This window comes from Nonomuraea mesophila (assembly GCF_004352805.1).
GTDB classification, from domain to species: Bacteria; Actinomycetota; Actinomycetes; order Streptosporangiales; family Streptosporangiaceae; genus Nonomuraea; species Nonomuraea longispora.
The window spans coordinates 25,329-38,517 of sequence record NZ_SMLD01000027.1 but is presented as its reverse complement, the minus strand read 5'-3'; the positions used below and the strand labels follow the sequence as shown (position 1 = coordinate 38,517).

The window sequence follows — 13,189 nt, the reverse complement described above, 5'->3', positions numbered from 1 at the left end:
CCTCCACGCCGCCGTGGGTTACCGTGTGCCCCGTGAGGACCATTGACTGGGTGGACGGCGCTGTCGAGCTCGTGGACCAGACTCTCCTGCCCGACAAGTGCGTGATGCTGCGCATCCACACCGTGGACGAGCTCGTCGACGCCATCAGGCGGCTGGCGGTGCGCGGCGCCCCCGCGCTCGGCGTGGCCGGGGCGCTGGGCGTGGTGCTGGCCGACGGCGACCCCGGCCTGATCGCCAGACTCCGCGCCGCGAGGCCCACCGCCGTCAACCTCGCGTGGGGCGTGGACCAGGTCGCCGAGCACCTGCCCGAGGGCCCCGGCGCGGTGCTCGCCGCCGCGCTGCGCGTCCGCGACGACGACCTCGCCGCCTGCAGGGCCATGGGGGAGCGCGGCGCCGACCTCCTCGACGGCGACCGGCTGCGGATCATGACCGTGTGCAACACCGGCGGGCTCGCCGCCGTCGAACGCGGCACCGCGCTGGGCGTCGTCCAGACGCTGCACGAGCGCGGGCGGCTGGCCGAGGTGCTGGCGCTGGAGACCCGCCCCCTGCTGCAGGGCGCCCGGCTCACCACGTGGGAGCTGGCCAGGATGGGCGCGCCGCACCGGCTCGTCGCCGACTCCGCGGGCCCCTACCTGCTGGCCAGGGGCGAGGTGGACGCGGTGCTCATCGGCGCCGACCGCATCGCCGCCAACGGCGACACCGCCAACAAGATCGGCTCGTACGCGCTCGCGCTCGGCGCCGAACGCGCCGGGGTGCCGTTCGTGGTGGTCGCGCCCGAGTCCACGATCGACCAGGACACCCCGTCGGGCGAGCACATCGCGATCGAGGACCGCGACGAGGACGAGATCCTTGCCTTCAGAGGGGTGCGCGTGGCCCCGGAGGGCACCCGCGCGGCGAACCCGGCGTTCGACGTGACACCGCACGACCTCATCACCGCGATCGTGACGGACCAGCGGGTCATCCGCCCCTGACCAAATCCCCCATCTCCCAGACCTGCCCGCGCCACCCGCGTTACGCTCGGTCGTCACCGACAGCGACCCCCGGAGCTCACCTGTGGCCATCGACCTGGTACCAAGGCGCGACTGGAACGCTCGCACCCCCCGCGGCGACTACACGCAGCTCGACTCCACCAAAGGCGTGAAGGTCCACTACACCGGCGGCAGGGTCGACCCCGGCATCGTCTCCGACCACCAGGTCTGCACGGCCTTGGTACGTTCCATCCAGGGCCACCACATGGACGGCAACGGCTGGATCGACATCGGCTACTGCGTGGACGAGGAGACCGAGATCCTCACCCGGCAGGGCTGGCGGTCCTGGCGCGAGCTGCGTCCCGGCGACATCGTGCTCACCCTCGACCACGACACCGGCATGTCGGTGTGGCAGCCCGTGCTGGAGGTGTGCGTGTTCCCCGCGCGCGAGCGGGAGATGATCCGCATGAGCGGCCCCGGTCACTCCTCCTTGACCACGCCCCATCACCGCTGGCCGGTGGAGCGCCGCCGCCACGTGCCCGGCTCCCTGCGATGGACGGGGCAGGGCGCGACGTGGCTGCCCGCCGCGAGGGCGGGCCGTACGCTCACCGTGCGTGAGCGCCAGTGGGTCACCACCGAGACCATCGCCGGCGACGACCGCATCACGATCGCCGCTCCCTGCGCCGACCTGCCGGCCGAGCCGAAATGGTCCGACGCCTTCGTCGAACTGGTCGCGTGGTTCTGCACGGCCGGGGCCGCCGACCGTGCCGGGGCCGCCGACCGCGCCTGGGACGCCGACCGTGCCGGTGGCGGTGTCGCGATCCACCGGCCGCCGGACGACGAGGCGCACCTCATGCGCATCCGCGCCGCGCTCCACGCGCTCCTCGGCCCTCCCGCCGATCGGCTGCACCGGGGCGGGGCGTGGCGGGAGACGATCTCGGGCGGTCGCGCCGGGTTCCGTCTGCGGGCCCGCGCGGGCCGGCTGCTGCTGGAGGCGGCGCCCGGCGGGGTGCCAGCGCCCGGCTTCCTCCTCTGCCTGACCAGGGCCCAGCTCGACCTGTACGTGGCGACCTGCCTGGCGGGCGGGGACGGGCCGGACGGGTTCGTGCGCGAGGGCCGTACGGCGGCGGAGGCGTTCATGTTCGCCGTGCTGCTGTCGGGGTCGGAGGCGTCGCTGCACCGGGTGCCGCCGGCGGGCGGCAACGCCACGGGCGGGTGGAGGGTCTCCGTCGGCGGCCGGCGGCACGTCGTGCCGCGACCGGCCGCGCGGGGCGGCGACGCGGGTTTCACCATCAGGAAGGAGACGTACGACGGCCGGATCTGGTGCCCGAGGACCGAGAACCAGAGCTGGCTGGCGCGCAGGGACGGCACCGTGTACTTCACCGGCAACACCATGATCGCCTGCCCGCACCGCAAGGTGTTCCAGGGGCGCGGGCCGCACCATCTGCCCGCCGCCAACGGCCCGGGGCTCAACTCCGGCCACTACGCCGTGCTCGGGCTGGTGGGCAGCACGGGGCTCATCCAGCCGCCCGACGGCGTCCTGCACGCCGTCCTCGACGCGATCGAGCACCTGCGCACCCGTGGTCGCGCCGGCAAGGAGATCAAGGGGCACCGCGACGGCTACGCCACCGACTGCCCCGGCGACCCGCTCTACGCCTGGGTCAGGCGCGGCGCCCCGCGTCCCGGCGACACGCCCGCGCCGCCTCCCACGCAGCCTCCCTCGGCGCCGGAGTTCCCCGGGCGGCTGCTGCGGTATCCGCCGGTGACGCGCGGCGATGACGTACGCATGTGGCAGGCGCAGATGCGCGAACGAGGCTGGGACCTCGACGTGGACGGCGCGTACGGCCCCGAGTCGCGTGACGTGTGCCGCAGTTTCCAGCGCGTGCAGGGGATCGACGACGACGGGATCGTGGGCCCGGTCACGTGGCGGCTGACGTGGGAGGCCCCGACCAGCTGATCTCGTGTAGGGGTGGACCCTGGGTTACTGGGTTCGCGGCCTTCCGCCTACTATCCGAACATGGAACTGGCAGCGGGGTTCGCGCCTGTGTCGCGCGACGACTGGCGGGCGCTGGCGGTGGCGGTCCTGCGCAAATCCGGGATCGAGGCGGACTCTCCCGAGGAGGCGCTGTCCACCCTGACCTACGACGGGGTGACGGTCGCGCCGCTCTACGACGCCGGCGACCTGCCCGGCGATCCGGGCCTGCCAGGGGCGGCCCCTTACGTGCGCGGGGCCAGGGCCGTGGCCGGGTGGGACGTGCGGCAGCGGCACACCGTGGCCGACCCCGAGGCCGTGCTGGCCGACCTGGAGAACGGCGTCACCTCGCTGTGGCTGGTCGTCGGGCCGGACGCCGTCCCGGTGGGCGAGCTGGGCACGATGCTGAAGGACGTCTATCTCGACCTGGCGCCCGTCGTGCTGGAGGCCGGTGAGCAGGCGGAGGAGGCCGCGCAGGCGTTGTTCGGGCTCGCCGCCGCCCGCGGCACCCCGCTCAGCGGCAATCTGGGGGCCTCCGGCGAGCTCGGCGCCCGTCTGGCGCGGCGCTGCCTCGCGGACTTCCCCGGGCTGCGGGCCGTCGTCGCCGACGCGACGCCCTACCACGACGCCGGCGGGAGCGACGCCGAGGAACTGGGCTGCTCGATGGCGCAGGGCGTCGCCGAGTTGCGGGCGCTCACCGGAGGCGGGCTCTCCGTCGAGGAGGCGCTGGGGCAGATCGAGTTCCGGTACGCCGCCACCGCCGACCAGTTCGCCACCATCGCCAAGCTGCGCGCGGCACGCCGGCTCTGGGCCAGGATCGCCGAGGTCTGCGGCGCGGCCGGGTACGGAGGCCAGGCGCAGCACGCCGTGACGAGCGCGGCCATGATGACGGCCCGCGACCCCTGGGTCAACATGCTGCGCACCACGCTCGCCTGCTTCGCCGCCGGCGTGGGCGGAGCCGAGGCGGTCACGGTCCGGCCGTTCGACGCCCGCCTGCGGCCACCGGACGCCTTCTCCCGCCGCATCGCCCGCAACACGCAGGCGCTGCTGCTCGAGGAGTCGGGTGCGGGGCGGGTGATCGACCCCGCGGGCGGCTCCTGGTACGTCGAACGCCGCACCGCCGACCTGGCCGAGCGGGCGTGGGACTGGTTCCAGGAGATCGAGGCGGCCGGAGGGATCACGGCGGCGGCCGGACTGGTGTCCGAGCGGATCGCCGCCACCCGTGCCCGCCGCGCCGACGACATCGCCCACCGGCGCCTGCCCATCACGGGCGTGAGCGAATATCCCGACCTCAACGAGAAACCCCTCCGCCCCGGCCCGGCCTCCGGCACACCCGCACCGGACGACGGCGGGAGCACGGCGCTGCCCCGGGTGCGCTACGCCGAACCCTTCGAGGAACTGCGCGACCTGGCCGACGCGCAGGCCGAACGGCCCAAGGTGTTCCTCGCCACGATCGGCCCCGTGGCCGTCCACACCGCCAGGGCGGCGTTCGCGGCGAACCTGTTCCAGGCGGGCGGCCTGCGGACCGAGACCGCGGGCCCGGGCACCGACCCCGAGCAGATCGCCACCGCGTTCGCCGTCAGCGGCACGACGGTCGCCTGCCTGTGCTCGAGCGACAAGCTGTACGCCCAGCACGCCACGGCCGTCGCCGCCGCCCTGCGCAAGGCGGGGGCGAAGAAGGTGTGGCTGGCGGGGAAGGGAGACTACGACGGCGTGGACGCCACCCTGCACGCGGGCTGTGACGCGCTGGCCGTGCTCCGCACGACCTTCGACGACCTGGAGGTGACCCGATGATCCCGGACTTCTCCGGCATCCCGCTCGACGGCGGGCCCAAGCCGGCGACGGACGCCCCCGAGCCGTCGGAAGAGGTGTGGGAGACGCCCGAGGGCATCGAGGTCAAGCCGCTCTACACCGCCGGCGACCTCGACGGTCTCGACTTCCTGGGCACCTATCCCGGCGCGGCCCCCTACCTGCGCGGCCCGTACCCCACGATGTACGTCAACCAGCCGTGGACGATCCGCCAGTATGCGGGCTTCTCCACGGCCGAGGACTCCAACGCCTTCTACCGCCGCAACCTCGCCGCGGGGCAGAAGGGCCTGTCGGTGGCGTTCGACCTGGCCACGCACCGGGGCTACGACTCCGACCACCCTCGCGTCGCCGGCGACGTGGGCATGGCGGGGGTGGCGATCGACTCCATCTACGACATGCGGCAGTTGTTCGACGGGATCCCGCTCGACCGCATGTCGGTGTCGATGACCATGAACGGCGCCGTGCTGCCCGTTCTCGCGCTGTACATCGTGGCGGCCGAGGAACAGGGTGTCGCGCCGGAGCAGCTCGCGGGGACGATCCAGAACGACATCCTCAAAGAGTTCATGGTACGCAACACCTACATTTATCCCCCGGCGCCGTCGATGCGAATTATTTCGGATATTTTCGCGTATACGAGCGAGAAGATGCCGAAATTCAATTCGATCAGCATTTCTGGCTACCACATCCAGGAGGCCGGCGCCACCTGTGACCTGGAGCTGGCCTACACGCTGGCCGACGGCGTCGAATACCTGCGGGCCGGGGTCGACGCGGGCATGGACATCGACCGGTTCGCGCCGCGCCTGTCGTTCTTCTGGTGCATCGGCATGAACTTCTTCATGGAGGTCGCCAAACTGCGCGCCGCCCGGTTGTTGTGGGCGAAACTCGTCTCCGGATTCGGCGCCCAGAACCCGAAATCGCTGAGCCTGCGTACGCACAGCCAGACCTCCGGCTGGTCCCTGACCGCGCAGGACGTCTACAACAACGTCGCCCGCACCTGCGTCGAGGCCATGGCCGCCACCCAGGGCCACACCCAGTCGCTGCACACCAACGCCCTGGACGAGGCCCTCGCCCTGCCCACCGACTTCTCCGCCCGCATCGCCCGCAACACCCAGCTCCTGCTGCAGCAGGAGTCGGGCACCACCCAGGTGATCGACCCCTGGGGCGGCTCCTACTACGTCGAACGCCTCACCCACGACCTCGCCGCACGGGCCTGGGAGCACATCCAGGAGGTCGAGTCCGCCGGCGGCATGGCCAGGGCCATCGAGGCGGGCCTGCCCAAACTGCGCATCGAGGAGGCGGCCGCCCGCACCCAGGCCCGCATCGACTCGGGCCGCCAGCCCGTCATCGGCGTGAACAAATACCGCGCGACCGGCGACGAGGACATCGAGGTGCTCAAGGTCGACAACAGCTCCGTACGCGCCCAGCAGCTCGACAAGCTCGCCAGGCTCCGGGCCGAACGCCACGAGCCCGACGTCCAGCACGCGCTCAACGCGCTCACCAAGGCCGCCGACAACCCCGCGCCCGGTCTGGAGCACAACCTGCTCAAGCTGGCCGTCGACGCCGCCCGCGCCAAGGCCACCGTGGGCGAGATCTCCGATGCGCTGGAGCGGGTCTTCGGCAGGCACGCCGAGCAGGTCCGTACCATCTCAGGCGTGTACCGCGACGAGTCAGGCCCCTCCGACGCCATCGAACGCGCCCGCCAAGCCTGCGCCGACTTCGAGCGCGCGGAAGGACGCCGCCCGCGCATCCTGGTCGCCAAGATGGGCCAGGACGGTCACGACCGCGGCCAGAAGGTGATCGCCACGGCCTTCGCCGACCTGGGCTTCGACGTCGACGTCGGCCCGCTGTTCCAGACGCCGGAAGAGGTCGCCAGGCAGGCGGTCGAGGCCGACGTGCACATCGTGGGCGTGTCGTCGCTGGCGGCGGGCCACCTCACGCTGGTGCCCGCGCTGCGCGAGGCCCTCGCCGCCCACGACGCCGGCGAGACCATGATCGTGGTCGGCGGCGTCATCCCGCCGGACGACCACGACGCGCTGCGGGCCGCCGGCGCCGCCGCGATCTTCCCGCCGGGCACCGTGATCGCCGACGCCGCCCTCGATCTCATCGACCAGCTGAGGAGGCGTCCATAGGGCTACACCGGGCACATGGTGACGGAGACGGTCCGCTGGGTGGTGAGGGGAGAGGTGATCCGCAACGTGACCTTGTGGACGCCGCCCGAGCTCGTCAGGGTGCGCGGCGCGGCCAGATAACGCCGGCCGTTCCGCGAGATGCCCGCCTTCGCGCGGCCCACGGCGGAACCGTCGACGTACCAGGTGTAGTCGAACCTCACCGCGCCGCCGGTCCGCTCGACCAGCGCCTGGAGCGTCGCCTCGCCTCCGGCCCAGCAGTCGCCGTTCCTCGTGCCCCCGGCCCGCACGTAGAGCAGTCTCAACCGCCCCTTCGTGGCGCGGCCGGTGCCGGTCGACTCGTCGGGCTGGGGCTCGGCGTTACGGCTGCGCCGCTGCCGCTGGGTCGTGGTGGCGGACGGGGAGGCCGTCGGCGCATTGCTGGCGACGGCGAGCCGCGTCGCCTTCTGGGTGGGCGTGGTGGGGGTGAGCCACACGATGGCGCCGCCGAGGGCGAGCACGCACACGCCGGAGACGGAGGCGATGAGCACTTTCTTCGCCGTACGCCGTTTGCGCGGCGGCGGCGCGGCCTCGGCCGTTCTCCCGCCGGCGACCAGGGCATCGACGAGCGCCGAGGACTGCGCGGCCGGCACCGATTGCGTCGACTCAAGGTGCGTCGGCTCGGGGTGTGTCGGCTCGAGGTGTGTCGGCTCGGGCGTGTGCGGAGACGCGGAGGCGTACGGCTGGGACTCGAACGGCGCCGAGTCGAGGCCCTGCCTGGCGGCGAACGGAGCGGGCGGCTCCGACCAGGCCGGCACCTCGGGCGCCTGCCCGCCGTACCGGCTGTGGCCCTCGTCCTGCGCCCCGGGCGGCGCTCCGAACCCGGCGGACGCCTCGGGCGGGCTGTCCTGCCCGAACGGCGGCCGAGCGTCGTGCGCGGACGGCGACTCGACCGGCTGCGACAGATCGAACAACGCCTGAAGCGGCGACCCGTCCTGCCCGTGACCTGCCTGTCCGTGACCTGCCTGTCCGCGACCTGCCTGTCCGCGACCTGCCTGTCCGTGATCAGCCTGCTCGGGACCCGTCTGCCCGGGGCCCGCCTCTGCGAGGCCGCTCTGCGCGTCGACCGGCTGAGCCGGCTGAGCGAGGCGTCCCTGCGCGTGGCCTGCCTGCGGGCCTGCCTGCGGGCCTGCCTGCGCCGGGCCTGGATGCGCATCCTGGATCTCGTGGCCGGGTCCGTGCGGGCCGCCGCCCGGATGGGCTTCATGCGACGGGTACGCGGCCTGCCCGGGACCCTGGTGGTAACCGGAGTCCCCGGACGCCGCACCCTGCTGTGGCGATCTGGTCCTGCGCCTGGGCAGGGGCTCACCGACCACTCTGCCGAGGGGCGTGGACACGTCCTGATCGAGGGTCTGGTCGGCGGTCTGCTGCCAGGCTGCGGAATCGTCGGTGCGCTGCCAAGCCGGGGACCCGGCCGCCTCGGGCCGCGCCTGCCCAGGAGCCTCGCCATACGCCTGCCCGGACGTCTCGCCATACGCCTGGCCGGGCCCCTGCCGGGCGGCCGTCGACCCGCCGGGGCCCGGTGCGGGTTCGGCGGAGGCCGGCTCAGGTGTCTGCTCCCAGAGCCAGTCCGGGGTGTCGTTCGCGGCCGGCCGGCTTGCGGGCTGAGGCACCGGCGTCTGGTACGGCGCGTCGTACGCGGGAGTCTGCGGCCCGCCCTCCGCCACGGGGACGGGCGCACCCTGCGGGGAGGCGCCACCATGAGGGGCAGGACCACTGTGCGGGGAGGCGGCGTCTTGAGAGGCGGCGTCTTGAGAGGCGGCGTCTTGAGAGGCGGCGGAACCACGCGAGGAACCGGCGTCTTGGGGAGCGGAACCACGCGGAGAGGCGGCGGCTTGAGCGGAGGGGATGCTCTGGGTGGCGGGTCTGCCCTTGCGCTGGGGCGCGGTCAGGTGGAGCAGGACGTCGCGGATCGGGGGGCGGGCCGACGGGTCCTTGGTCAGGCAGGCCGGCACGACCTCCCGCAGCGGCCGTGGCAGCTCGCCGATCTCCGGCTCTTCGTTCACGATGCGGTTGATCACCACGGGCAGGGAGTCATCGCCGAACGGCGGCACCCCCGTGGTCGCGAACACGATCACCGACGCCCACGCGAACACGTCCGAGGGCGCGCCCACCGGCCTGCCCGCGAGTTGCTCGGGAGCCATGTACGCGGGCGTCCCGACAATGGTGCTGGTCGCCTTCATGCCCGACCCGAGCGCCGCCGCGATGCCGAAGTCCACCACCTTCGGCCCCTCGGGCCCGAGCAGCACGTTCGCCGGTTTGAAGTCCCCGTGGATCAGGCCGGCCTGGTGGATCGCGTCCAGCGCGGTGGCGGTCGCCACGGCGAGGCGCTGCAGGTCCACGCCGGTGTGCCGGCCCGCCTGTTCGAGCGAGGGCCCGTCCACGTACTCCGACACGATGTACGCCCTGCCGCTGGTCGACGCGTCGAGCACCCGTGCGATGCAGAAGGGCTGGACCATGCGCGCGGTGGCGACGTCCTTGACCAGCCGGCCGCCCATGACGATGCCCTCGCGCAACGCTTTGACGGCGACGGGGGTTCCGTTGCGTGCCTGGCCGAGGTAGACGACGCCGTGCCCGCCCGCGCCGAGCCGCCCGACCAGCCGGTACGGCCCCACCGCTGCCGGGTCGCCCTCGTGAAGGGGTTCGACGTTGGGCATGAGGGGAGTGACTCCTGTGACGGCTGAGATCAGAACTCCAGCACCCTACTGGCAAATGTCAAGCCTTGTAAGACATTAGGCTGATCAACTGGGAAGAAAGGGGTAAGTCGGGTGCACTCGCTGGAGGACTACGCCCGCGGCGTACGCGCCGGCTCGCGTACGTGGATCGGCCGGGCGATCACGCTCGTCGAGTCGACCAGAGCCGACCACATGGCCCTGGCCCAACGCCTGCTCGTCGAGCTGACCCCGCAGGCGGGGCACGCGCGCAGGGTGGGCGTCTCCGGTGTGCCGGGGGTGGGCAAGTCGACGTTCATCGACGCCTTCGGCACCATGCTCACCGGCGAGGGCCACAAGGTGGCGGTGCTGGCCGTGGACCCCTCCTCCACCAGGACGGGCGGCAGCATTCTCGGCGACAAGACCCGCATGGCCCGGCTGTCGGCCGACCCCTCGGCCTTCATCCGCCCCTCGCCCACCTCCGGCACCCTCGGCGGCGTCGCCAAGGCGACCAGGGAGGCCATGGTGGTGGTGGAGGCGGCCGGGTTCGACGTCGTCCTGGTCGAGACGGTCGGGGTCGGCCAGTCGGAGACCGCCGTCGCCGACATGGTCGACACGTTCCTGCTGCTCACGCTGGCGCGGACCGGCGACCAGCTCCAGGGCATCAAGAAGGGTGTGCTGGAGCTGGCCGACGTGATCGCGGTCAACAAGGCCGACGGGGAACACGAGCTCCCCGCCAGGAAGGCCGCGCGCGAGCTGGCGGGAGCGCTGCGCATGCTCCGCTCCGACTCGCCGCCGCCGCCCGTGCTCACCTGCAGCGCCCTCACCGGTGACGGGCTGGACAAGTTGTGGCACCAGATCCTGGCCCACGAGCAGGCGATCGACCTGCCCGCCAAGCGCCGGCGTCAACTGGTGCGGTGGACCTGGACCCTGGTGCAGGACCGGCTGCTGGCGGAGCTGCGCCACGATCCCGGGGTCGCGGCGATCACCGAGGAGGTGGAGCGCGACGTGCTCGCGGGCGACCTCACGCCCGCGCTCGCGGCCGACCGCCTGCTGTCGGTGTTCAAGCGTCCGTGACCTCCGGCGGTATTGGGCTGGCCAGGCCGTACAGGTTCGACAACGCCGAGACGGTGCCGTTCGTCTTCGGCGCGGACTTCGCGGACCCGGCCCGGCTGCCGCGCCGCACCCGCCTGGAGAGAGCCGTAGCCGACCACCTCGCCTCCGGCGGCACCTGGTACGGCCGCATCGACTGGCTGCGTTTCTGACCCCCGGCGTCTCTGACCCCCGGCCCGACGGCGCGAACGGCGTCGTGGAAGCCGCCGGCTTGCGACCCCGTCGAGCAGCCACGAGCATGCCACCACTACCCCGTGCACTTCTCGTACCAGGTCGTTACTATTGCTGCCCAAACAGTCATCGTACGTGTACGAGGAGTAGGTGTTGTCAGGCGACGAAGTGCCACGTATCCATCATCCGACGTCGATCAGAGGGTTGGGCGACGCTCTCACTGACGAGCGCGACGGCACCTCTCCGGTGTCACACCTGGAGGCGGCAGGTCGCCTGCCCGAGGGCATGCGCATAGGAGCGTTCGCCATGGGCGTGCTCGGCGCCCCCTTCGCGCTCCAGCACGACACCATCGTCGGCTACGCCGAGCAGACGGTCCGCAGCACCGTGGACGGCCTGTACGAGCACCGGGATGGGCTGCACCTGACCGCCCATAACAACGAGAGCGCGGAAGCGGGGAACGAAGAGCATGTCCGGCGGATTTGAGATCCCCACCCCGGGTGGTCCGAGCTCGTGGACGCCCATCGACGGGAGCGTCGACCTGAGAGATCTGCAGTACCTCACCCTCGGCATGCTGACGTTCAGCGCGGCCGTCTTCCCGGGTCTGCGACACACGGTGCTCTCATACGGGCTGACGCTGCCGACCGATCCGCAGAGGGTGCACAAGGCAGCGGACGGCTGGAGTGCCCTCGGCGAGGGCGTCTACACCGCGGGCCGGACGGCGCAGCAGCAGCACGACACCGTTCCCCAGGGCAACTGGCAGGCGCCGGAGCGTGAACTCTACGGAGAGCGTATCGGTACCTACCGTGTGGCGTCCGACACCGCGGCCGACTCCGCGCGAGACGTTTCGACCATCTTGAGGTGGGTCGCCAACATTCAGACGGTAGGTCAGTACCTTCACTTCGCGCAGGCGGCAATATTGTCCGCGATCACGATGAGGTCCCTGCTCATGGGGCCGGGAGGGCACATGTACGGCCAGCTCCAAGCGTATTCGGCGGGGAGGTCCATCGAGCACGGGACCCAACGGCTGAAGGATCTTCTCGTCACAGCCGGAGCAGGGCTCGGCCTGGCGACCGCCGGCGCCATCGCGGCGGAGATCACCCTCACCGACGGACTCAAACCGTCCGACGGGGCGGCAAGGCACGCTGCGGCCACCTGACCGCCCCGCGGTGACGTCCCTCAGTGACCGAGTTTCTTGCGCAGGCGATCGAGCTCGCCCATGGCGTCGCTCATCATCCCGTCGAACGCCTGTTGCGCCTCGGCGACCTTCGCCAGCGCGGTGTCCGGGTCGGCCATGGCATCATCCATGCCGCCGAACGAGTCGCCCATGATCGTGGACACCTGGCGCTGGAGGTCGGCGTCGGCCTTACGGAGAGCGGCGAGAATCGCTGCCGACATGTCTTTGACGCTCATCCGCTTCGCGCGCGGATCGATCTCGAGCCGGGTCACGCCGCCCTGCGCGGTGCACTCGACCACGATGTGGCCGTTGGCCGCCGTGGCCCGGCCGACCGCCGCTGCCACCTCTTTCTGTGCGGCTTCGAAGGCGGCCGCGCGTTTGCGGGAATCTCGCAGTAACGCCTCGACATCGATGTGCGCGAAGTTGCCGAGCGGGCTCTCCATCGGAGTCCTTCCGGTCTGCATGATCGGTAATAGCACATGTCACATTGTCACGTGGCCTGTCCGGACGGTAGGCGATTAGCCGCATGTACTAGATTTTGGCCATGCGGTCAGAAAATGAGTCGGACGGCCAGAAGCGCCGCTCCTTCATCGAGGAGGCCAGGCGTGCCCAGATCGTCGCGTCCGCCGTGGAGGTGATCGCCGAGGTCGGGTTCGCCCAGGCCTCGCTGGCGCGCATCGCCCAGCACGCGGGCATCAGCAAGGGCGTCATCTCCTACCACTTCGCCGGCAAGGACGAGCTGATGGTGGAGGTGGTCGAGCGGGCGTACGGCCTCGTCGCCGAAGCCGTGGCGGCCAGGATGCAGGGCCTGAGCTCGGCCGGCGACCTGCTCAGGGCGTACGTCCTGGGCGTCGCCGAGCACATGCGCGGCCACCGCACCCAGCTGGCGGCGCTGGGCGAGATCTTCGCCAACCTCCGGGACGCCGGCGGGCGCCCGCGCTACGGGATCAAGGCCAACGAGGAGATCTTCCGCGGGCTGGAAGGGATCTACGCGCTGGGCCAGCAGAGCGGAGAGTTCCGGCCCTTCGACCGCCGGGTCATGGCCGTCACGCAGTCCTCCGCCATCGACAACATGTTCGCCTACTGGGTCGCCCATCCCGGCCACGACCTCGACGCACACGCCAGGGAACTGGCCGACATCTTCGAAAGGGCATGCAGCTCATGAA

11 protein-coding genes are annotated in these 13,189 nt (G+C 71.9%); 9 read left to right on the top strand and 2 right to left on the bottom strand.

What is annotated here, in order from left to right; translation table 11 throughout:
• Nucleotides 1-32 precede the first annotated feature (32 nt).
• The 4 genes from mtnA (at nucleotide 33) to scpA (ending at nucleotide 6,878) form a co-directional block, all read left to right on the top strand.
• The gene (gene mtnA / locus E1295_RS13315) at nucleotides 33-971 is read left to right on the top strand and encodes an S-methyl-5-thioribose-1-phosphate isomerase (RefSeq protein ID WP_132630576.1); all 939 of its coding nucleotides are present in this window, start codon (nucleotides 33-35) and stop codon (nucleotides 969-971) included.
• 82 nt (nucleotides 972-1,053) lie between these two features.
• Complete coding sequence (locus tag E1295_RS50850; protein ID WP_246080014.1) at nucleotides 1,054-2,925, top strand: peptidoglycan-binding protein; 1,872 nt, start codon at nucleotides 1,054-1,056, stop codon at nucleotides 2,923-2,925.
• A gap of 60 nt (nucleotides 2,926-2,985) precedes the next feature.
• Nucleotides 2,986-4,734, top strand: coding sequence for a methylmalonyl-CoA mutase family protein (locus tag E1295_RS13300; RefSeq protein ID WP_132630575.1), 1,749 nt, complete (start codon nucleotides 2,986-2,988; stop codon nucleotides 4,732-4,734).
• Complete coding sequence (gene scpA / locus E1295_RS13295; RefSeq protein WP_132630574.1) at nucleotides 4,731-6,878, top strand: methylmalonyl-CoA mutase; 2,148 nt, start codon at nucleotides 4,731-4,733, stop codon at nucleotides 6,876-6,878. Before E1295_RS13300 ends, scpA begins: the two co-directional genes overlap by 4 nt.
• A 2-nt stretch (nucleotides 6,879-6,880) precedes the next feature.
• Here scpA and E1295_RS13290 read toward each other — a convergent pair whose 3' ends face one another.
• On the bottom strand, nucleotides 6,881-9,571 hold the full coding sequence (locus E1295_RS13290) for a serine/threonine-protein kinase (protein WP_132630573.1): 2,691 nt from the start codon (nucleotides 9,569-9,571) through the stop codon (nucleotides 6,881-6,883).
• Between the two features lie 111 nt (nucleotides 9,572-9,682).
• On the opposite strand from E1295_RS13290, the gene meaB reads away from it, so the two are divergent.
• The 4 genes from meaB (at nucleotide 9,683) to E1295_RS13270 (ending at nucleotide 12,005) form a co-directional block, all read left to right on the top strand.
• On the top strand, nucleotides 9,683-10,642 hold the full coding sequence (meaB, locus tag E1295_RS13285; RefSeq protein ID WP_132630572.1) for a methylmalonyl Co-A mutase-associated GTPase MeaB: 960 nt from the start codon (nucleotides 9,683-9,685) through the stop codon (nucleotides 10,640-10,642).
• Complete coding sequence (locus E1295_RS13280; RefSeq protein ID WP_132630571.1) at nucleotides 10,639-10,830, top strand: hypothetical protein; 192 nt, start codon at nucleotides 10,639-10,641, stop codon at nucleotides 10,828-10,830. Before meaB ends, E1295_RS13280 begins: the two co-directional genes overlap by 4 nt.
• 172 nt (nucleotides 10,831-11,002) lie before the next feature.
• Complete coding sequence (locus tag E1295_RS13275) at nucleotides 11,003-11,332, top strand: hypothetical protein (protein ID WP_132630570.1); 330 nt, start codon at nucleotides 11,003-11,005, stop codon at nucleotides 11,330-11,332.
• A gap of 85 nt (nucleotides 11,333-11,417) precedes the next feature.
• A complete protein-coding gene (locus tag E1295_RS13270; RefSeq protein WP_132630569.1) occupies nucleotides 11,418-12,005 on the top strand; it encodes a hypothetical protein in 588 nt (195 codons plus the stop codon).
• 20 nt (nucleotides 12,006-12,025) lie between these two features.
• On the opposite strand, the gene E1295_RS13265 is transcribed toward E1295_RS13270, so the two are convergent.
• A complete protein-coding gene (locus E1295_RS13265) occupies nucleotides 12,026-12,466 on the bottom strand; it encodes a YbaB/EbfC family nucleoid-associated protein (RefSeq protein ID WP_166427206.1) in 441 nt (146 codons plus the stop codon).
• A gap of 101 nt (nucleotides 12,467-12,567) precedes the next feature.
• Between E1295_RS13265 and E1295_RS13260 the strand changes: the two genes are divergently transcribed.
• Nucleotides 12,568-13,188, top strand: coding sequence for a TetR/AcrR family transcriptional regulator (locus E1295_RS13260; protein WP_132630567.1), 621 nt, complete (start codon nucleotides 12,568-12,570; stop codon nucleotides 13,186-13,188).
• The last annotated feature ends 1 nt before the right edge of the window (nucleotide 13,189 follow it).

Excerpts from the sequence above, each read along its gene's own strand:
- E1295_RS13260 (WP_132630567.1), top strand. The coding sequence starts at position 12,568 with ATGCGGTCAGAAAATGAGTCGGACGGCCAGAAGCGCCGCTCCTTCATC.
- scpA (WP_132630574.1), top strand. The coding sequence starts at position 4,731 with ATGATCCCGGACTTCTCCGGCATCCCGCTCGACGGCGGGCCCAAGCCG.
- E1295_RS13270 (WP_132630569.1), top strand. The coding sequence starts at position 11,418 with ATGCTGACGTTCAGCGCGGCCGTCTTCCCGGGTCTGCGACACACGGTG.
- E1295_RS13300 (WP_132630575.1), top strand. The coding sequence starts at position 2,986 with ATGGAACTGGCAGCGGGGTTCGCGCCTGTGTCGCGCGACGACTGGCGG.
- E1295_RS13265 (WP_166427206.1), bottom strand. The coding sequence starts at position 12,466 with ATGGAGAGCCCGCTCGGCAACTTCGCGCACATCGATGTCGAGGCGTTA.
- E1295_RS13290 (WP_132630573.1), bottom strand. The coding sequence starts at position 9,571 with ATGCCCAACGTCGAACCCCTTCACGAGGGCGACCCGGCAGCGGTGGGG.